The sequence below is a fragment of the Pseudomonas sp. BIGb0176 genome (assembly GCF_024810175.1).
Taxonomy (GTDB): domain Bacteria; phylum Pseudomonadota; class Gammaproteobacteria; order Pseudomonadales; family Pseudomonadaceae; genus Aquipseudomonas; species Aquipseudomonas protegens.
Window position 1 is genome coordinate 1,126,622 of record NZ_JANUEC010000001.1, and the last position, 20,069, is coordinate 1,146,690.

The 20,069-nt window shown below is 65.7% G+C and carries 12 protein-coding genes; 11 read left to right on the forward strand and 1 reads right to left on the reverse strand.

What is annotated here, in order from left to right:
• Positions 1–6 precede the first annotated feature (6 nt).
• The 9 genes from M2395_RS04855 to M2395_RS04895 all read left to right on the forward strand — a co-directional run bounded on the left by M2395_RS04855 (position 7) and on the right by M2395_RS04895 (position 15,680).
• Positions 7–393, forward strand: coding sequence for an AprI/Inh family metalloprotease inhibitor (locus M2395_RS04855; RefSeq protein ID WP_011061493.1), 387 nt, complete (start codon positions 7–9; stop codon positions 391–393).
• Between the two features lie 209 nt (positions 394–602).
• Complete coding sequence (locus M2395_RS04860; protein ID WP_123430702.1) at positions 603–2,384, forward strand: type I secretion system permease/ATPase; 1,782 nt, start codon at positions 603–605, stop codon at positions 2,382–2,384.
• 14 nt (positions 2,385–2,398) lie between these two features.
• On the forward strand, positions 2,399–3,715 hold the full coding sequence (locus M2395_RS04865) for an HlyD family type I secretion periplasmic adaptor subunit (RefSeq protein ID WP_370059505.1): 1,317 nt from the start codon (positions 2,399–2,401) through the stop codon (positions 3,713–3,715).
• A gap of 14 nt (positions 3,716–3,729) precedes the next feature.
• A complete protein-coding gene (locus M2395_RS04870) occupies positions 3,730–5,079 on the forward strand; it encodes a TolC family outer membrane protein (protein WP_370059185.1) in 1,350 nt (449 codons plus the stop codon).
• A gap of 49 nt (positions 5,080–5,128) precedes the next feature.
• Positions 5,129–6,814: a polyurethanase gene (locus M2395_RS04875; RefSeq protein ID WP_123430703.1), complete on the forward strand. Its 1,686-nt coding sequence runs from the start codon at positions 5,129–5,131 to the stop codon at positions 6,812–6,814.
• Positions 6,815–7,007: 193 nt separating this feature from the next.
• Positions 7,008–9,986: an autotransporter serine protease gene (locus tag M2395_RS04880; protein ID WP_123430704.1), complete on the forward strand. Its 2,979-nt coding sequence runs from the start codon at positions 7,008–7,010 to the stop codon at positions 9,984–9,986.
• A gap of 65 nt (positions 9,987–10,051) precedes the next feature.
• Positions 10,052–13,168 carry an autotransporter serine protease gene (locus tag M2395_RS04885; protein ID WP_123430705.1) on the forward strand — a complete coding sequence of 1,039 codons (3,117 nt, stop codon included), beginning with the start codon at positions 10,052–10,054 and terminating at the stop codon, positions 13,166–13,168.
• A 113-nt stretch (positions 13,169–13,281) separates the two neighbouring features.
• Entirely contained in the window at positions 13,282–15,135 is a 1,854-nt protein-coding gene (locus tag M2395_RS04890; protein WP_123430706.1) for a polyurethanase, read from the forward strand.
• Positions 15,136–15,299: 164 nt separating this feature from the next.
• Positions 15,300–15,680: a hypothetical protein gene (locus M2395_RS04895; RefSeq protein ID WP_019095821.1), complete on the forward strand. Its 381-nt coding sequence runs from the start codon at positions 15,300–15,302 to the stop codon at positions 15,678–15,680.
• A gap of 16 nt (positions 15,681–15,696) precedes the next feature.
• On the opposite strand, the gene M2395_RS04900 is transcribed toward M2395_RS04895, so the two are convergent.
• On the reverse strand, positions 15,697–15,921 hold the full coding sequence (locus tag M2395_RS04900; protein ID WP_011061484.1) for a YgdI/YgdR family lipoprotein: 225 nt from the start codon (positions 15,919–15,921) through the stop codon (positions 15,697–15,699).
• 206 nt (positions 15,922–16,127) lie between these two features.
• On the opposite strand from M2395_RS04900, the gene M2395_RS04905 reads away from it, so the two are divergent.
• Together M2395_RS04905 and M2395_RS04910 are read left to right on the forward strand one after the other, a co-directional pair.
• Positions 16,128–17,774 (forward strand): VRR-NUC domain-containing protein, encoded by a 1,647-nt coding sequence (locus M2395_RS04905; RefSeq protein ID WP_123430754.1) that lies wholly within the window; start codon positions 16,128–16,130, stop codon positions 17,772–17,774.
• Entirely contained in the window at positions 17,771–20,047 is a 2,277-nt protein-coding gene (locus M2395_RS04910; protein WP_123430707.1) for an ATP-dependent DNA helicase, read from the forward strand. The genes M2395_RS04905 and M2395_RS04910 overlap by 4 nt, the downstream gene beginning before the upstream one ends.
• The last annotated feature ends 22 nt before the right edge of the window (positions 20,048–20,069 follow it).

Consider the following 20,069-nt stretch of genomic DNA (forward strand, 5'->3'; position numbering starts at 1 on the left):
CACCCTATGACCCTGCATATTTCCTGTTGCCGGGCGGCCCGATGGCTGCTGGCGACACTGATGATCTTTTATGGAGCAATCACCATGGCAAGCAGCCTGCGCTTGGCGGACCCCTCGGAACTGGTTGGACACTGGCAGCTGCAACAGGCAGCCGCACCCGCTGAAGGTTGCACCCTGGACCTGTTGCACAACGCCGCCCTGGGCGACGGCGCCGACTGCCTGTCGAAATGGCTCGGGGAAGCCGCGGTGGGCTGGTTCCCGGAGCCCGATGGCATTGCCATTACCGGCCGCGAAGGCTCGAAAATCATTTTCTTCAGTCGCCAGAAAGAGGGCCTCTACGAAGCCCGCCTGAAAGCCGACGGTCTGATTGTGTTACAACGCGCCGCTAATTAAGCGATGAGTGTGTTCGTCTAATAAACGACGGCCATTATGTCGCCACTCTCTTGGCCGGCAGGAACATGTTCGGGCTGCTGTTGGATACAGCTGTCCGAATTATTCGTGTCCGCAGGATTCAGCAACTAAGTAGTGCGGGTTGTTAGTTGTAGGCTACATTGGTTCCACGCTAGCGGGCGCGGATTAACAGCTCAGGGAAAATGTTAGAAATGGTGAAGAACAATCATCCTGCACCACTGTTCAAGGCACTGGGCGAATATAAGGGCATCCTCATCAGTGTCGGTTGTTTCACTGCGTTGATTAACGTGCTGATGCTGGTGCCTTCCATCTATATGTTGCAGGTCTACGACCGGGTACTGTCGTCGCAGAATGAAACCACCCTGGTGATGCTGTCGTTGATGGTGGTGGGCTTCTTCGTCTTTATCGGTCTTCTGGAAGTGCTGCGCAGCTTTATCGTGATCCGCATCGGCAGCCAGCTGGAGCGCCGCTTCAACCTGCGGGTCTACCAGGCCGCGTTCGAGCGCAACCTGTCCCGGGGCGAGGGTCATGCGGGGCAGTCCCTGGGGGATTTGACCCATATTCGCCAGTTCCTCACCGGGCCGGCACTGTTCGCCTTCTTCGATGCACCCTGGTTCCCCATCTACCTGCTGGTGATCTACGCCTTCAACGTCTGGCTTGGAGTGTTCGCCACTGTAGGCGCGTTGTTGCTGATTGCCCTGGCGTACCTCAACGAAGCCATGACCAAGAAGGACCTGGCCGAGGCCAGCGGTTTTTCGCAGCGTTCCACCCAGCTGGCCACCAGCCACCTGCACAACGCCGAAACCATCCAGGCCATGGGCATGCTTGGCGCCTTGCGCAAACGCTGGTTCGCCGTGCACTCGCGCTTCCTCGGCCTGCAGAACCAGGCCAGCGATACCGGCTCGGTGATCAGCTCCCTGAGCAAGACCTTGCGTCTGTGCCTGCAATCCCTGGTGCTGGGCCTGGGTGCCTTGCTGGTGATCAAGGGCGACATGACCGCGGGGATGATGATTGCCGGTTCGATCCTCATGGGCCGGGTGCTGAGCCCCATCGACCAGTTGATCGCGGTGTGGAAGCAATGGAGTTCGGCCAAGCTGGCCTACGGCCGCCTGGATGCACTGCTGCGCGAGTTCCCGCCCAGTGATACGGCGATGTCCTTGCCGGCGCCCAAGGGCCAGGTGAGCTTCGAGCAGGTCAGCGCCGGCCCACCCGGACGGCGGATGGCGACCCTGCAACAGGTGAGCTTCAGCATCAATGCCGGCGAAGTGCTTGGCGTGCTGGGGGCCTCCGGTTCCGGCAAGTCGACCCTGGCCCGGGTACTGGTGGGCGTATGGCCGACCCTGGGCGGCACCGTGCGCCTGGACGGGGCCGATATCCATCGCTGGAACCGCGACGAACTGGGGCCCTACATCGGCTATCTGCCCCAGGATATCGAGCTGTTTACCGGCAGCATCGCCGAGAACATCGCACGCTTTCGCCAGGCCGACCCGGAGCAGGTGGTCCAGGCCGCGCAGATGGCCGGGGTGCATGAGCTGATCCTGCGCCTGCCCCAGGGCTACGACACCGTGCTCGGCGATGACGGCAGCGGCCTGTCCGGTGGCCAGAAGCAGCGGGTGGCCCTGGCCCGGGCGCTGTATGGCAGCCCGAGCCTGGTGGTGCTGGACGAACCCAATTCCAACCTCGATACCGTGGGCGAAAGTGCCCTGGCGGCGGCCATTGCCCAGCTCAAGGCCCGGGGCACCAGCGTGGTGCTGGTGACCCACCGTTCCTCGGTGCTGGCCCTGGCCGACAAACTGCTGGTACTCAACGAAGGCCGCTTGCAGGCCTTCGGCCCGAGCCAGGAAGTGCTCAAGGCCCTGGCCGGCGGCCAGCAAGCCCAGGCCCAGGAGGCGCCCAAGCCCGTTGCAGCGGCGCCCGGCGGCCTCAGCATGAGCCGGCAATACCAGGCTCCGACACGGAATTCAGGCGCATGAGCAAGGACAGCAACATGATGATCGAAGAGGGTTACGCGCCGGAACGGGTCGAGCGTGACGCGGGCTTTTTCGCCCGCATGGGCTGGATCCTGGCCCTGGTGGGGGCGGGCAGTTTCTTCGTCTGGGCGGCGCTGGCGCCCCTGGACCAGGGCATTCCGGTGCAAGGCACGGTGGTGGTGTCCGGCAAGCGCAAGGCGGTGCAGTCCATGAGCAGCGGGGTGGTCAGCCGGATCCTGGTGCGCGAGGGCGAAAGCGTGAAGCAGGGCCAGCCGCTGTTCCGCCTGGACCAGACCCAGGTGGCGGCGGACGTGCAATCGCTGCAAGCCCAGTACCGCATGGCCATGGCCAGCCTGGCGCGCTGGCGCAGCGAGCGCGACAACCTCAAGCAGGTGGATTTCCCCGCGCCCCTGAGCGACAGCGACGATCCGCGCCTGGCCCTGGTGCTGGAAGGCCAGCGCCAGTTGTTCAGCAGCCGGCGCGAGGCATTCTCCCGGGAGCAGGCGGGCATCCGTGCCAATATCGAAGGCGCCACCGCGCAACTGGCCGGCATGCGCCGGGCCCGCACCGACCTCGGTAGCCAGGCCGAATCCCTGCGCCAGCAACTGAGCAACCTGCAACCTTTGGCGGACAACGGCTACATCCCGCGCAACCGCCTGCTGGAATATCAGCGCCAACTGTCCCAGGTGCAGCAGGAACTGGCGCAGAACACCGGGGAAAGCGGGCGAGTGGAGCAGGGCATCCTCGAATCCCGGCTCAAGCTGCAACAGCACAGCGAGGAGTACCAGAAAGAGGTACGCAGCCAGTTGGCCGAAGCCCAGCTCAAGACCCAGACCCTGGAGCAGCAACTGACCTCTGCCGGTTTCGACCTGCAGCACAGCGAGATCATCGCCACCGCCGACGGCATCGCGGTCAATCTCGGGGTGCACACCGAGGGCGCGGTGGTGCGACAGGGCGAGACCCTGCTGGAAATCGTGCCCCAGGGCACTCACCTGGAGGTGGAAGGGCGGCTGCCGGTGAACCTGGTGGACAAGGTCGGCACCCACTTGCCGGTGGACATCCTGTTCACCGCCTTCAACCAGAGCCGCACGCCACGGGTGCCGGGCGAAGTCAGCCTGATTTCCGCCGACCAGATGCTCGACGAGAAAACCGGCATGCCCTACTACGTGCTGCGCAGCAGTGTCAGCGACCAGGCCATGGAGAAGCTCAACGGCCTGGTGATCAAGCCCGGCATGCCGGCGGAAATGTTCGTGCGCACTGGCGAGCGTTCCCTGCTCAATTACCTGTTCAAGCCACTGCTCGACCGGGCAGGTTCTGCACTGACCGAAGAATAAGGATGTCGCGTCGTATGAGTAAGCTTTCCATTCTCGCGGCGGCTCTGGCGCTGTTGGCCTGCCAGACGGCCCAGGCGGTGGGCCCGTTCCAGATCTACGAACAGGCCCTGCGCAACGACCCGGTGTTCCTCGGCGCCATCAAGGAACGCGATGCCGGCCTTGAAAACCGCGCCATCGGCCGTGCCGGGCTGCTGCCCAAGGTCGGCTACAGCTACAACAAGGGCCATAACAACTCCAAGGTCAGCTACCTGGATACGGTGCGCGGCACCATTACCGAAAAACGCAACTACGACAGCTACGGTTCGTCCCTGACCCTGCAGCAGCCGCTGATCGACTACGAGGCCTACGCCAATTACCGCAAGGGCGTGGCCCAGGCGCTGTTTGCCGACGAGAACTTTCGCGGCAAGAGCCAGGAGTTGCTGGTGCGGGTGCTGAGCTACTACACCAAGGCGCTGTTCGCCCAGGACCAGATCGACATCGCCCTGGCCAAGAAAAAGGCCTTCGAGCAGCAGTTCCAGCAGAACCGGCACATGTTCCAGCAGGGCGAGGGCACCCGCACCGACATCCTCGAAGCCGAGTCGCGCTACGAATTGGCCACCGCCGAAGAGATCGAAGCCCGGGACGAGCAGGACGCGGCCTTGCGCGAGCTGGCGGCCCTGACCGGCGAGCCGAACCTCGATGTGCGGGATCTGGACCCCTTGCAGGAAGACTTCCAGTCCTTCTCCCTGACTCCGGCCAACTACGACACCTGGCACGAGATGGCCCTGAGCAACAACCCGGTGCTGGCTTCCCAGCGCCAGCGGGTCGAGGTCGCGCGCTACGAGGTGGAGCGCAACCGCGCCGGGCACCTGCCCAAACTCAGCGCCTACGCCACCATGCGCCAGAACGAATCGGAAAGCGGCAACACCTACAACCAGCGCTACGACACCAACACCATCGGTATCGAAGTCAGCGTGCCGTTGTATGCCGGGGGCGGGGTCTCGGCCTCGACCCGCCAGGCCAGCCGCTCCATGGAACAGGCCGAGTACGAACTGGACGGCAAGACCCGGGAAACCCTGATTGAACTCCGCCGCCAATTCAGTGCCTGTCTATCGGGGGTGAGCAAGTTGCGGGCCTACCAGAAAGCCCTGACTTCGGCCGAGGCCCTGGTGGTCTCGACCAAGCAGAGCATCCTGGGGGGCGAACGGGTCAACCTCGATGCACTGAACGCCGAACAGCAGCTCTACACCACCCGCCGCGACCTGGCCCAGGCGCGCTATGACTACTTGATGGCCTGGACCAAGCTGCACTACTACGCAGGCACTCTGCGGGAAGAGGATCTGGCCAGGGTCGACGAGGCTTTCGGCCAGCGCGCGCAGCCTTAGGAGGCCTTGCCGACCGCAGGCTCAGGGACAATAAAAAAGAGGAATGAGCATGAGTATCTTCGATTACAAGACCGCCCTTGGCGGTGACGGCAAGGCCCTCTACAGCGAGGCCATTACTCTGGCGCTGTACGCCTCCACACCCACCGGCGAGGCGCTGCCGGGCACCGCCTGGCGCCCCATCAGCGCCAGCCAGCTGGGCTACCAGGGCAACGTCAGCGCCCAGGGCACGATTTCCGGCGAGCAGGCGATTGTCAGCGACGCCCAGGTCGAGGTGCTGGGCAAATACGACGCGGCCGGGCAGTTGCTGTCCATCGGCATCAGCTTTCGCGGCACCGACAGCCTCAAGGACGGTATCAACGACTTGCAGGCGGCCTTTGTGTCGGGCTTTGCCGACAACTACAGCCGCCTGGCCTTTGACAACCTGCTGGGCAAGGTGGCGGCCTTTGCTGCGGCCCAGGGCTTGAGCGGCAGCGATGTGCTGGTCACCGGCCACAGCCTGGGCGGCCTTGGGGTCAACAGCCTGGCGGCCATGAGCAGCGATCACTGGGGCGGCTTCTACCAGGACGCCAGCTACGTGGCCTTCGCCTCGCCGACCCAGAGCGCCAACAGCTCGCAGGTGCTGAACATCGGCTATGAAAACGACCCGGTGTTCCGCGCCCTGGACGGCACTCATTTCAACGCCTCGTCCCTGGGCACCCACGACAAGCCCCAGGAGTCGGCGACCAACAACATCGTCAGCTTCACCGATCACTATTCATCGTTCCTGGGCAAGCTGATTCCCCAGAGCATCCTCAATCCGCAGTCCTGGTCGGCCCACAGCGCGGTGGACTATGCCGGCGGCCTCAACCGCCTGATCAACTCGGATTTCTATGACCTGACCAGCCGTGACTCCACCGTGGTTATTTCCAACCTGTCCGAGGGCAAGCGCGATCAGGTCTGGGTCAAGGACCTCAACCTGTACGCGGAAAAACACACCGGCAGCACCTTCATCATCGGCACCCAGAGCAACGACCTGCTGCACGGCGGCAAGGGCAACGACTACCTGGATGGCGGGGCCGGCGATGATCGCTTCCGCGATGACGGCGGCTACAACATCATCCATGGCGGGCAGGGCCATAACGTGCTGGAACTGCAGCAGCCGCTGAAGAACTTTTCCATCGCCAATGACGGCGACGGCACCCTGTATATCCGTGATGCCTACGGCGGCATCAGCATGACCCGGGACGTCGGCGCCCTGGTCAGCCACGAGACCGGAAGCTGGTGGCAACTGTTCGGCAAGGACGTGAGCCACAGCGTCACCGCCGACGGCTTGCAGAACGGCAACCAGTGGACCGCCTACAACCATTCCCTCAACGGCGATGCCTACGGCAATGCGCTGGTAGCCAGCGTCGATGGCGGCTGGCTGTTCGGCCATGGCGGCGATGACCTGCTGAGCAGCGACAAGGCCAACGTGACTTTCGTCGGCGGCACCGGCAACGACGTCATGCACTCCAGCGGTGGCGGGGGCAATACCTTCCTGTTCAGCGGCAACTTCGGCTTCGACCTGATCCACGGCTACCAGAACACCGACAAGCTGGTGTTCATGGGCGTGCCCGGGGTCGACGCCCATTACGACTACAGCCAGCATTTGTCGCAGAACGGCAACGACACCCTGCTCAGTGTCGGCGAGTTCTCGGTGACCCTGGTGGGGGTCGGCATGGACAGCCTTTCGGGCTCGGGCCTGGTCTTCGCCTGACCCTCACCGATATCCAGCGCTAGAGGCCCCGCAGCCCCCTGAAAAGGGCTGCGGCGGCGACAGCTTTGCCCGCAGCAGGCGCCCCTGGGCGTGGGGCGCGACCCCTCAAGGAGCCAGTCCCATGAAGTAAGCCGTGGTTGCTGATCGGTTACGGAAAGTCGATCCCAGAACAACAACAAGAGAAGTCATCAACATGGATGTGAATGTTCATCAGCTCAATGTGCTGGCGGCCGGGGTGTTCCTGGCGTTTGCCGCGAACCTGCCGGGTGGGGCCCAGGCGGCCTACCAGGAAACCGGTCGCCTCGGTGATGCCGCCAGCTGGCGCTCCGCCGAATACCTGCAGGACTGGGGCCTGGACCGGATGCAGGCGAACCAGGCCTACGCTGCCGGCCTTACCGGTAGCGGGGTCAAGATCGGTGCCCTGGATTCGGGCTTCGATGCGGCCCATGCCGAAGCCTCGTCCCTGCGCTTTCACCCGGTGATCGCCAGCGGCAACTACCAGGACGGCAGCGGGTTCCAGGTGTCCGGGGTGCTCAACGCCAACAACGACACCCACGGCACTCACGTCACCGGCACCATGGGCGCCGCCCGCGACGGCAACGGCATGCACGGGGTGGCCTTCAATGCCCAGGTCTACGTCGGCAACACCAACGGCAACGACAGCATGCTCTTCGGCCCGGGCCCCGACCCGCGCTATTTCCAGGCGGTGTACGGTGCCCTGGCCGACGCCGGGGTGCGGGTCATCAACAACAGCTGGGGCAGCCAGCCCAAGGACGTCAGCTACCAGACCCTCCAGGGCCTGCACGCCGCCTATGCCCAGCAATTCGGCCAGGACACCTGGCTCGATGCGGCGGCGCAGGTCTCGCGCCAGGGGGTGATCAACGTCTTCAGCGCCGGCAACAGCGGCTATGCCAATGCCAGCGTGCGATCGGCACTGCCGTATTTTCAGCCGGAGCTGGAAGGGCACTGGCTGGCGGTCTCGGGCCTGGATAAGAACAACCAGCAGAAATACAACCAGTGCGGGATCGCCAAGTACTGGTGCCTGGCCACGCCCGGCGCGGCCATCACCAGCACTGTGCCCGGGGGCGGCTACGCCACCTACAACGGCACTTCGATGGCCGCGCCCCATGCCAGCGGGGCCCTGGCCCTGGTGATGGAGCGCTACCCCTATCTGGACAACCAGCAGGCCCTGCAGGTGCTGCTGACCACCGCCCGCCAGCTCGATGGCTCGCTGACCCAGGCCCCTGGCAGCCTGGTGGGCTGGGGCGTGCCGGACCTGGGCCGGGCATTGCACGGGCCCGGGCAGTTGCTGGGGGAACTCAAGGTCAACCTGGAGGCCGGGCAGGGCGATGTGTGGAGCAACGGCATCTCCGACCAGGCCCTGGCCCAGCGCCAGGTGGAGGATGCCGCCGAGCACCAGGCCTGGCAACAGACCCTCAAGGATCGTGGCTGGGAGCAGGGCCCGGGGGCCCAGGCCAGCCAGCAGGAACTGACCGACTACGCGGTCGGCATGGCCCGGGATGCGGCGGCCGCGCAGCGCCTGTACCAGGGCAGCCTGGTCAAGTCCGGGGCCGGCTGGCTGTTGCTCAGCGGTGACAGTAGCTATCGCGGGCCGACCACGGTCGATGGCGGGCTGCTGGTGGTCAATGGCAGCCTGGTATCCGCGGTCACGGTCAACAGTGGCGCGAGCCTGGGTGGCAGCGGGCAGGTCGCGGCGCTGACCGCGACCCGCGGCGCGCGCGTGGCCCCGGGCAACTCCATCGGCACCCTGAATGTGGCCGGCGATGTGAGTTTCCAGCCAGGTTCGACCTACGCCGTGGAGCTGACGCCGACCGCCAGCGACCGTATCGTCGCCGGCGGCCGGGCACATCTGGAGGGCGCCCAGCTCAGCCTGAGCCTGGAACACAACGCCAACCTGCTCAGCGCCGGGCAGGTCCGGGGGCTGGTCGGGCGCCAGTTCGACATTTTGCAGGCCGCGGGCGGTATCGATGGGCAGTTCGCCCTGGTGCAACCCAACTACCTGTTTCTCGGCGCGGTGGTCGATTACTCCGCCAGCGGCGTGCAACTGGGCCTGGTGCGCAGCGCCGCGACCTTTGCCAGCGTGGCCGCCAGCCCCAACCAGCGCGCGGTGGCCACGGCGGTGGAGCAGTTGGGCACGGCCGACCCGGTCTACGAAAGCCTGCTGCTGTCGGCCTCGCCGGCTTCGGCTCAAGGGGCGTTGCAACAGTTGTCCGGGGAGATCTACCCGGCTCTGGAGCAGACCCTGCTCAATCAGGGCCGCGACCTGCGCGAGGCCTTTGGCCAGCGCTTGCAGCGCCCGGGGCCAAATGCCGGGGAGGGCGAGGCGAGTTTCTGGATCAAGGGCCTGGGTGGGCAGGCGCGCACTGACGGCGACTCGGGCCACAGTTCCTACCAGGGCAAGGGCAGTGGGGTGCTGCTGGGGCTGGACCGCGACCTGGACGCGGACACGCGGGTCGGCCTGGCCGCCGGCTACAGCGACACCTCGCTGCGCATGGGTGGCGCCAGCCACTCCAGCGCGCAGATCGACAGCTACCACCTGGGCGCCTATGCCGGGCGCAACCTGGGCGGCCTGCGCCTGAGCCTGGGGGCCAGCCACAGCTGGCATAGCGCCCAGGTGCGCCGCGACCTGCAATACGCCGAAGCCAGCGCCAAGCAGAAGGCCCGGATCGACGGCCGCAGCAGCCAGCTGTTCAGCGAGGCGGCGTATCGGCTGCAGCTACCGGCCCTGACGTTGGAGCCCTTCGCCAACCTGGCCTACCTGCACCTGCAGCGTGACGCCTTCCATGAGAAGGGCGACGCCGCGGCCCTGCGCGCCGGGGACGACAGCGCCGAGGCCCTGCTGGGCAGCCTGGGGGCCCGGGGCCTGAAGCGGCTCAGCCTGAGCCGCGGCCAGCCCCTGGAGCTGTCAAGTAGCCTGGCCTGGCAGCACCGCCTGGGGCATGACACTTCCAGCCAGCACCTGGCGTTCGCCAGCGGCGGCCCGAGCTTTGCCGTGGACAGCGCAAGCGCGTCCCGGGATGCGGCGCTGCTGGGGCTTCAGGCGCGCCTTGGAGTCACCGCCCAGCTGGACCTGAGCCTGGATTACCAGGGCCAGCTGGGCAATGCCGAACAGTTCCACAACGTGGGGCTGAACCTCGACTGGCGCTTCTGAAGCGCCGGTCGCCATACCCCGGCGCAGAGCGTCGTCGCGCCGGTCGATTGCCCATACAACTAAGGATGGTCGTAGTGAAGCAGTTTCAACCTGGACAACCGCATCTTCGCAATACCCGCTCCGGATGGCCTCGCTGCCGGCAGCTACCCTGGGCGTACAACCCGCTGGCCAGCGCCCTGGCCGGTTGCCTGGCCCTGGCCACTGGTGCCCAGGCGGCGCCCTATGTGGAAACCGGCAAGCTCGGCGACGCCGCCAGTTGGCGCAGCGCCGAATTCAAGGCCGACTGGGGCCTGGGGGCGATACATGCCGACAGTGCCTATGCCGCCGGCTACACCGGCCAGGGCATCAAGCTGGGGATCTTCGACCAGCCGGTGTATGCCCAGCACCCCGAGTTCGCCGGCAGCGACAAGGTCATCACCCTGGTGACCAGCGGCATCCGCCAGTACACCGATCCCTACATTCCGGTAAAGGCTGGAGACGCCTTCCGTTATGACGGCACGCCCTCGGTGGGCTCGGACGGCAAGCTCGGTTCCCACGGCACTCACGTGGGCGGTATCGCCGCCGGCAGCCGCGATGGCGGCGCCATGCATGGGGTGGCCTTCGACGCCCAGATCATCAGTGCCGAGAACGGCGACCCTGGCCCCGAGGACGGCATCATCCTGGGCAACGATGGGGCGGTGTACAAGGCCGGCTGGGACGGCCTGGTAGCCAGTGGCGCGCGGATCATCAACAACAGCTGGGGCATCGGCATCACCGACGCATTCGCCAAGGGCGGGCGCGATCCGGCGTTCCCGCACTTCGGCCTGAGTGACGCCCAGGCCCAGTTCAGCCAGATCCGGCCCTTGCTCGGCACCTTGCAAGGCGGTGCCTATGACGGTGCCATCAATGCGGCCCGCAGTGGCGTGCTGACCATCTTCGCCGCCGGCAACGACTACAACCTGAACAATCCGGACGCCATCGCCGGGCTGGGCTATTTCGTCCCGGAAATCGCCCCGCAGTGGCTGACAGTGGCGGCCTTGCAGCAGAACCCGGACACCAGCAGCGCCGAGCCTTACACCATCAGTACCTTTTCCTCACGCTGCGGCTACACCGCGAGCTTCTGTGTCTCGGCCCCGGGTACACGGATCTACAGCGCCGTGATCGGCGGCACCAGCCTGGAAGACATGACGGTCGGCTACGCCAACAAGAACGGCACCTCGATGGCCGCGCCCCATGCCGCCGGTGCGGCAGCGGTACTGATGGAGCGCTTTCCCTACATGGATGCGGCGCAGATCGCCGGGGTGCTGCGCACCACCGCCCGGGACATGGGCGCGCCGGGCATCGACGAGCTGTATGGCTGGGGCATGATCGACCTGCAAAAGGGCATTCGCGGCCCGGGCATGCTGGTCACCGAGCAGGACATCCCCCAGGAACTGCGGATCGATGGCGCCTATGGCTCGTCCCAGTGGGTAGCCAACCTGCCGGGGGTGGGAGCGCTGCTGGACGCCGGCAAGCCCACCCAGCGGCGCTGTACCCAGTTCAACTGCGGCTTCGACATCTGGAGCAACGACATCAGCGGCCATGGCGGCCTGACCAAGGAGGGCATCGGCACCCTGGTGCTCAGCGGCAACAACAGCTACGCCGGCCCGACCCTGGTCAACCAGGGCCGCCTGGCGGTCAACGGCAGCCTGACGTCGACGGTGACGGTGAACCAGGGCGCAACCCTCGGCGGCAATGGCCGGATCGGCGGGCTGACGGCCAACGCCGGGGCCACGGTGGCCCCGGGCAACTCCATCGGCACCCTGAACGTGGCCGGCGACGTGACCTTCCAGCCGGGCTCGACCTACGCCGTGGAGGTGTCGCCGACCGGCAGCGACCGGATCGTCAGCAGCGGCCAGGTGACCATTGCCGGGGCCAACCTGGCCATGGTCCTGGAGCCTTCGAGCACTGGCAGCGGCAGCGTGCTGGGGCGCCAGTTCGACATCCTCGATGCGGCGGGCGGGGTCCAGGGCAGCTTCGGCACGGTGTTGCCCAGCTACCTGTTTCTTGCCGGCAGCCTGGACTACTCGGCCACTGGTGTGCAGTTGGCGGTGCAGCGCAGTGCGCGCTCGTTCGCCAGTGTCGGCCTGACCGACAACCAGGTGTCGGTGGCGGCTGCCGCCGAGCAACTGGGGGCCGGCAGCCCGCTGTTCGAAAGCCTGCTGCTGGCGCCGACTGCCGCCAGTGCCCAGCAGGCCTTCCAGCAATTGTCCGGGGAGATCCACCCGGCGGTGGCCAGTGTCCTGATCAACCAGGGCCGTCACCTGCGCGACACCATGGGCGAGCGCCTGCGCCAGGACGCCGGGGCTGTCGGCAACGGCACCCAGAGCCTTGATGAAGGCGCCTGGCTCAAGGTCCTGGGCGCCTGGGGCAAGGCCGATGGCGGGCATTCCCAGGCCGGCTACAACACCTCCATCGGCGGCTTGCTGGCCGGGGTGGATGGTGAAGTGGGCGAGGGCCGGCGCCTGGGGCTGTTCGGTGGCTACAGCGACAGTTCCCTGAACATGGGCGATGGTACCCATTCCTCGGCCAAGGTCGACAGCTACCACCTGGGGGCCTATGTCGGCCAGCAACTGGATGCCGTGCGCCTGAGTGTGGGCGGTTCCTACAGCTGGCACCGCATCGACGTCAAGCGCGAGTTGCAGTTTGCCGGGGAATCCGAGCGGCTCAAGACCAAGCGTGACGCCCAGAGCGCCCAGCTGTTCACCGAGGCCGCCTGGAGCCTGGACCTGCAACCCCTGGCGCTTGAACCCTTCGCTAACCTGGCTTATGTCAATGTGGCCAGCGACAGCTTCAAGGAGAAGGGCGGCGACGCGGCCTTGAGGGGCGCGGATGACCACCGCGAGGCCTGGCTCACGACCCTGGGCCTGCGCGCTGGCCAACGCCTGCAACTGAGCTCGACCCGAAGCCTGGAGCTGTCGGCTACCCTGGGTTGGCAGCACCACCTGAGCCCCACCGACGCCACGATGAACCTGGGGTTCGTCGAGGGCGGGCAGGGCTTCAAGGTGCAGAGCCTGTCCCTGGATCGCGACGCCGCGGTCATTGGCGCCCGGGCCGGCATGGCCGTGGGCCGAGGGACTCGGGTCAACCTGGATTACAACGGGTTGCTGGGGGCCCGGGACAAGAGTCACGGGGTCGGCTTGACCCTGGACTGGCAGTTCTGAAGGCCGGGTAGCCAGCAGTCCCCCGGCCCTTCACCGAGTTGCCCGAGTCCCGCCATGGGGCTTGGGCGGCATGCGTTTGCTCTGACAATTCCAACAACAGAAGAGGCAATACCATGGGTGTGTTTGACTACAAGAACTTCACTGCAAGTGACTCCAAGGCGCTGTTTTCCGATGCGCTGGCGATCACCCTGTACTCCTACCACAACATCGACAACGGCTTTGCCGAGGGCTACCAGCACAACGGCTTCGGCCTGGGCCTGCCGGCGACCCTGGTCACGGCGCTGATCGGCAGCGGCAATTCCCAGGGGGTAATCCCCGGCATTCCCTGGAACCCCGACTCCGAGAAGGCCGCGCTGGATGCCCTGCACCAGGCCGGCTGGTCCACCATCAGCGCCCAGCAACTGGGCTACGACGGCAAGGTCGATGGCCGGGGAACCTTCTTTGGCGAGAAGGCCGGCTACGGCACGGCCCAGGTGGAAATCCTCGGCAAGTACGATGCCCAGGGCCACCTGGAGTCCATCGGCATTGCCTTTCGCGGCACCAGCGGGCCACGGGAATCGGTGATCAGTGACACCATCGGTGATGTGATCAACGACCTGCTGGCGGCCCTGGGCCCCAAGGACTATGCGAAGAACTATGCCGGCGAGGCGTTCGGCAAGCTGCTGGGAGATGTCGCCGCCTTCGCCCAGGCCAATGGCCTGTCGGGCAAGGATGTCCTGGTCAGCGGCCACAGCCTGGGCGGGCTGGGGGTCAACAGCCTGGCGGACCTGAGCAGCGAACGCTGGTCGGGGTTCTACAAGGACTCCAACTACATCGCCTACGCCTCGCCGACCCAGAGCGCCAGCGACAAGGTGCTGAACATCGGCTACGAGAACGACCCGGTGTTCCGCGCCCTGGACGGCTCAACCTTCAACCTGTCGTCCCTCGGGGTGCATGACGCCCACCAGGACTCGGCGACCAACAACATCGTCAACTTCAACGACCATTACGCCTCGACCCTGTGGAATGTGCTGCCGTTCTCGATCCTCAACATTCCCACCTGGCTCTCCCACCTGCCCACCGGCTACGGCGACGGCCTGACCCGGGTGCTGGAGTCGAAGTTCTACGACTTCACCAGCAAGGACTCCACCATCGTGGTAGCCAACCTGTCGGACCCGGCCCGGGCCAGTACCTGGGTCCAGGACCTCAACCGCAATGCCGAGACCCACAAGGGCAGCACCTTCATCATCGGCAGCGACGGCAACGACCTGATCCAGGGCGGCAGCGGCAACGACTACCTGGAAGGCCGGGCCGGCAACGATACGTTCCGCGACAGCGGCGGCTACAACATCATCCTCGGCGGCCAGGGCAGCAACACCCTGGACCTGCAGCAGTCGGTCAAGAACTACAGCTTTGCCAGCGACGGCGCCGGGACCCTGTACCTGCGTGACGCCAATGGCGGTATCAGCATGACCCGCGACATTGGCGCGATCCAGAGCAAGGAGCCGGGCTTTCTCTGGGGCCTGTTCAAGGACGATGTGATCCACCAGGTCACCGACCAGGGCCTCAAGGCCGGCGGGCAGGTTACCCAGTACGCCTCGTCGGTCAGGGGCGATGCGGGCGACAACGTGCTCAAGGCCCATGCCGGCGGCGACTGGCTGTTCGGCCTGGACGGCAACGACCACCTGATCGGCGGCCAGGGCAACGACGTGTTCGTTGGCGGTGCCGGCAACGACCTGATGGAAGCCGGAGGCGGCAACAATACCTTTCTGTTCACCGGGCATTTCGGCCAGGACCGCATCCTCGGCTACCAGGGTGGCGACAAGCTGGTGTTCATGGGGGTGAGCGGCGTACTGCCGGACCAGGACTATCGGGCTCATGCCAGCAGCAGTGGTAACGACACGGTGCTGACCTTCGGCCAGGACTCGGTGACCCTGGTGGGGGTCAGCCTGGAGCACCTCAACGGTTCCGGCATCGTTCTCGCCTGATGCCGGCGCGGCGCGAGGCCTGCAATGGGCCTCGCACCGTTCATTGCCGGGGGGAAGTGACCTGCCAGTCGATTTGCGACTCCAATAACGGTAAAGCTGAAACGTGTCAGCTCGTTAGTACAGGCAGGCATTCACGCTACGGCAATGACAGGAGAGTTTTGACGGTGAGTAACAGCAAGAGGTATGCGAGCGGTGTGGTGCTGGCCCTGTGGGTGGCCATGGCATCCGCCGAGGAATTGCCTCACAGCTCGATTTTGAAGCGCTATGGGGTGACCCCGGACCAGTTGCCGGCCGGCCAGCCGGCGCCTGAAGTGAAGGAGGAGCCGGCCCCGAGCCGCTTCCATGTGCAACCCGAACAACCCTGGGCCCAGGTCCGTCTGGGGGACGACAAGAGGCCGGATACCACCGGCAACATCAGCATCGACAACGCCGAGGCCCGGGAGCGCGAGCGTTGCCAGCAGGTGCGTAACGAATTGTCCAGGCGCGGCAAGCCCCTGGGGATTTTCTGCGAGCCAGGGCAGGGGCCCTTTCCCTGGTCGCACTGACTTCAACCGCAGCGGATCATTTTTCCTGGCGGACGGTGGCCACATCGTCCGCCTTGACCCGGATGGTCTTGCCGGAAATGTCCTGGAATTCATAGAAGCCGTCGGCGGTCTTGGTCTTGGGCTGGTCCCGGGTCAGGTATTGGGTGCCGTTCTGCAGGGTCACCACAGTGGGCGAGGCGCAACCGGCCAAGGCCATGGCGCCGCAAGCGGCCAGAAACAATCCCAGGTTCTTCACTTTCATACAGACCTCTCATCAATGATGCGTACGCGCATTGGCGCCGGACACTATAGCCATGGGCCCTTGGTGTAGTGAAGACGACGAAAGTTCGCCAGGGAATTGTAAAAAACTTCGCTGTGCCATTTATCCAATAGTGTTTGCCAGACCCGGTCGCCGGCTGTTATCTGTATGCATAACCAGTATCCGATCAGCCGTGGCGCTTGCGTTCAGTGACTTCCAATCCCCTCGAAAACCCCCTCTATTACCTGCACAACTTCCGCCAGGTATTGAACTGGCTGCAGCTGCGCTATGCCGATGTGCTGAGCGCCGATGAACAGCGCTTCATCCTTGATTTCGCGCAACTGGCCGAGCCTTCCCAGGCCTTGCTGGTGCGCATGGTGATGCGCAAGGGCCGGCACTTTCGCCTGAGCAAGCTCAGCTACCCGGAGATCGGCGACAGCGCCGCGGCCCTGGAGCCGTTGCTGGCGCTGGGCTGGGTCGATGAGCAGGCGCCGCTCTGCCTGGAAGAGCTGTTCGGCCTGCTGCAAAAGGCCGAGATCCTGCAGTGCTTCAACGGGCTTGCGGCCAAGGCCAGGAAAGACCAGTGGCTGGAAGAGCTAACCCAGCAGGGCCTGGCGCCCCAGGCATTCGCCCAGTGGTGCCCGGCGCTGCCAGACCGGCTCCTGAGCCTGACGCTGATGCCGCTGTGCGATCGCCTGCGCCTGATGTTCTTTGGCAACCTGTATCAGGACTGGTCGGAATTCGTCCTCGCGGACCTGGGCATCTACAGCTACGAGAAGGTCGAGATCAGTGCCGATGCCCGTGGCCTGCGCAGCCGCGAAGACGTGGACGGCTTCCTCTATCTGCATGAGTGCCAGGAAGCGTTCGAGGCCGGCGCCGAATTGCCCGAGGTGCTGGCGCACATTGCCCGCTTCCAGACCCTCAACCCCTGGCTGGAAAAACGCCGGGCCAAGCTGCTGTTTCAGCTCGGCCAGCAATGCGAGCGCCTGGCGCAGTGGGCGCTGGCCCGGCAGATCTACCAGGAGTGCGCCTACCCGGGCGCGCGATCGCGATTGATCCGGGTGCTGGAGCGCAGCGCCGAATACCAGGCCGCCCTGGCGCTGGCCGAGCAGGCCGCTGCCGCGCCCGAGAGCGCCGCCGAGGCCCAGCATCTGCTGCGGATCATGCCCCGGCTGCGGCGCAAGCTGGGCGGGCCGCCGGCGCCCCGGGCGGCCAACCGCGAGGTGCAGCGCCTGGACTTGTGCCTGGCGCGTGACGCCGACGGCCTGGCGGTGGAACTGCATGTCCAGGCCCATCTGCACCAGCCCCAGGCGCCGGTGCACTACGTGGAGAACAGCCTGATCAATTCGCTGTTCGGCCTGTTGTGCTGGCCGGCGATCTTTGCCCCCTTGCCCGGTGCGTTTTTCCACCCGTTCCAGCGTGGGCCGGTGGACCTGTTCAGCGAAGACTTCCATCAGCGGCGCAGCGAACTGTTCCAGGCCTGCCTGGCAGAACTCGACGATGGCCGTTACCGGCAGAGCATCCGCCAGCGCTTCGTGGCCAAGTGGGGGTTGCAGTCGCCCTTCGTGTTCTGGGGCGCGCTGAGCGAAGAGTTGCTCGATCAGGCCCTCGACTGCCTGCCCGCCGAGCACCTGAAACACTGGTTCCAGCGCCTGCTGCTGGACATCAAGGCCAACCGCGCCGGCATGCCGGATCTGATCCAGTTCTGGCCCGAGCAGAAGCGCTACCGGATGATCGAGGTCAAGGGCCCGGGGGATCGCTTGCAGGACAACCAGCTGCGCTGGCTGGATTTCTGCCAGGAACACCGGATGCCGGTGGCGGTGTGCTACGTACAGTGGCAGGACCCCAGCGCGTGAGTTACCGCATCGCGGTGCGCGCCCTGTGCGAATTCAGCGCCAAGGCCGGCGATCTGGACCTGCGCTTCACCCCATCGCCCACGGCGCTGGAGGGCATTGCCGGGCACCGTACCGTGGCTTCGCGACGCAACCCCGGCTACCAGAGTGAAGTGGCCCTGGAGGGGCAATACGCCGAGCTGCTGGTCAAGGGCAGAGCGGACGGCTACGACCCGGCGCAGAACCTGCTGGAGGAGATCAAGACCTACCGTGGCGACCTTGAGCGCATGCCCGACAACCATCGGCAATTGCACTGGGCCCAGGCCAAGGTCTATGGCTGGTTGCTGTGCCAGAGCCTGCAACTGCCGAGCATCCGTGTCTCGCTGGTGTATTTCGATGTGCTCAGCGAAGGCGAAACCGCGCTGGTGCAAGAGCACAGCGCCGAGGCGCTGGAAGTGTTCTTCAATCGCCAGTGCGCGCTGTTCCTGCACTGGGCGCAACAGCAAATGCACCATCGCGCGACCCGGGACCAGGCCACCCGGGACCTGCGCTTTCCCCACGCCGAGTTTCGTCGCGGCCAGCGCCCGCTCGCCGAGTCGGTGTACAAGGCGGTGAGCACCGGGCGCTGCCTGCTGGCCCAGGCCCCCACCGGCATCGGCAAGACCCTGGGCACGATCTTTCCCATGCTCAAGGCCATGGCTGCGCAGCAGCTGGACACACTGCTGTTTCTCACCGCCAAGACCCCGGGCCGGCAACTGGCCCTGGATGCCGCCCGGGTGCTGTTCTCCGGGGTGCCGGGGCTGGCGTTGCGGGTGCTGGAGCTGGTGGCCCGGGACAAGGCCTGCGAACACTTGGACAAGGCCTGTCACGGTGAGTCCTGCCCGCTGGCCAAGGGCTTTTACGACCGCCTGCCGGCGGCACGCCAGGCCGCCAGCCAGGTGCCATTGCTGGATCGTCAGGCGCTGCGCGAGGTGGCCCTGGAGCATCAGGTCTGCCCCTACTACCTGAGCCAGGAAATGGCTCGCTGGAGTGACCTGGTGGTGGCCGACTACAACTACTACTTCGACTTCAGCGCCTTGCTCTTCGGCCTGGCCCAGGCCAACCAGTGGCAGGTGGCGGTGCTGGTGGACGAGGCCCACAACCTGGTGGAGCGCGGGCGTGGCATGTACAGCGCGAGCCTGGACCAGCAGCAATTGGCGAGCGTGCGCAGCAGCGCGCCCCAGGCCTTGAAGAGCCCGTTGCAGCGGCTCAATCGCGAGTGGAATGCCTTGCACAAGGAGCAGGTGGCCGAGTATCAGGCCTATGCCCAGCTACCTGCCGCGCTGCTCAAGGCCCTGGCCCTGTGCGTAGCGGCCCTGGGGGACTATTTCAACGAACAGCCCCGGGGCCTGGACAGCGGTTTGCAGGGCCTGTATTTCGAACTGCTGCAGTTTGCCCGGGTGGCGGAGCTGTTCGATGAGCAGCAGTTCATCTTCGACATCAGCAAGCGCGCCCTGGGCGCCAAGCGCAGCCTGTCGCGCCTGAGCCTGCGCAATGTGGTGCCGGCGGCGCTGCTGGGGCCACGGTTGGCGGCGGCTCGCAGCACGGTGCTGTTCTCCGCCACCCTCAATCCCCGAGGTTACTACGCTGACCTGCTGGGGCTGCCGGACAACACCGTGTGGCTGGATGTGGAATCGCCGTTCGACGCCGGGCAGTTGGAGGTGCAGATTGTCAGCCGCATTTCTACCCGCTATGCCCACCGGCAGGCCTCCCTGGCGCCGATTGTCGAGCTGATGGCCCGGCAGTTCGCGGCGCGCCCGGGCAACTACCTGGCGTTCTTCAGCAGCTTCGACTACCTGCAACAGGTGGCCGGGTTACTGGCGCGCGAGCACCCGGACATTGCGCTCTGGTGCCAGTCCCGAGGCATGGACGAGGCTTCGCGCCAGGACTTTCTCCAGCAGTTTCGCCCAGAGGGGCAGGGTATCGGTTTCGCCGTACTCGGCGGCGCTTTCGGCGAGGGCATCGACCTGCCGGGGTCGAAACTCATCGGGGCCTTTGTCGTCACCCTCGGCTTGCCCCAACTCAACCCGCTGAACGAGCAGATGAAGCAGCGCATGGCGGCGCTGTTCGGCTCCGGCTATGACTACACCTACCTGTACCCGGGCCTGCAGAAAGTGGTGCAGGCGGCAGGACGGGTGATCCGTGGCCAGTCCGACCGTGGGGTGCTGGTGCTGATCGATGATCGCTTTGCCGAACCCAGGGTCCGCCAGCTGCTGCCGAGCTGGTGGGCCCTGGACGCGCCGCCGGCTGGCGGCTAGGCCAGGCAGGAGGGTTGCGCCG

What these genes read in the sequence shown, in the direction of transcription:
- M2395_RS04860 (WP_123430702.1), top strand. Translation starts at nt 603, where the DNA reads ATGGTGAAGAACAATCATCCTGCACCACTGTTCAAGGCACTGGGCGAA.
- M2395_RS04855 (WP_011061493.1), top strand. Translation starts at nt 7, where the DNA reads ATGACCCTGCATATTTCCTGTTGCCGGGCGGCCCGATGGCTGCTGGCG.
- M2395_RS04885 (WP_123430705.1), top strand. Translation starts at nt 10,052, where the DNA reads ATGGTCGTAGTGAAGCAGTTTCAACCTGGACAACCGCATCTTCGCAAT.
- M2395_RS04865 (WP_370059505.1), top strand. Translation starts at nt 2,399, where the DNA reads ATGATGATCGAAGAGGGTTACGCGCCGGAACGGGTCGAGCGTGACGCG.
- M2395_RS04880 (WP_123430704.1), top strand. Translation starts at nt 7,008, where the DNA reads ATGGATGTGAATGTTCATCAGCTCAATGTGCTGGCGGCCGGGGTGTTC.
- M2395_RS04870 (WP_370059185.1), top strand. Translation starts at nt 3,730, where the DNA reads ATGAGTAAGCTTTCCATTCTCGCGGCGGCTCTGGCGCTGTTGGCCTGC.
- M2395_RS04875 (WP_123430703.1), top strand. Translation starts at nt 5,129, where the DNA reads ATGAGTATCTTCGATTACAAGACCGCCCTTGGCGGTGACGGCAAGGCC.
- M2395_RS04890 (WP_123430706.1), top strand. Translation starts at nt 13,282, where the DNA reads ATGGGTGTGTTTGACTACAAGAACTTCACTGCAAGTGACTCCAAGGCG.
- M2395_RS04900 (WP_011061484.1), bottom strand. Translation starts at nt 15,921, where the DNA reads ATGAAAGTGAAGAACCTGGGATTGTTTCTGGCCGCTTGCGGCGCCATG.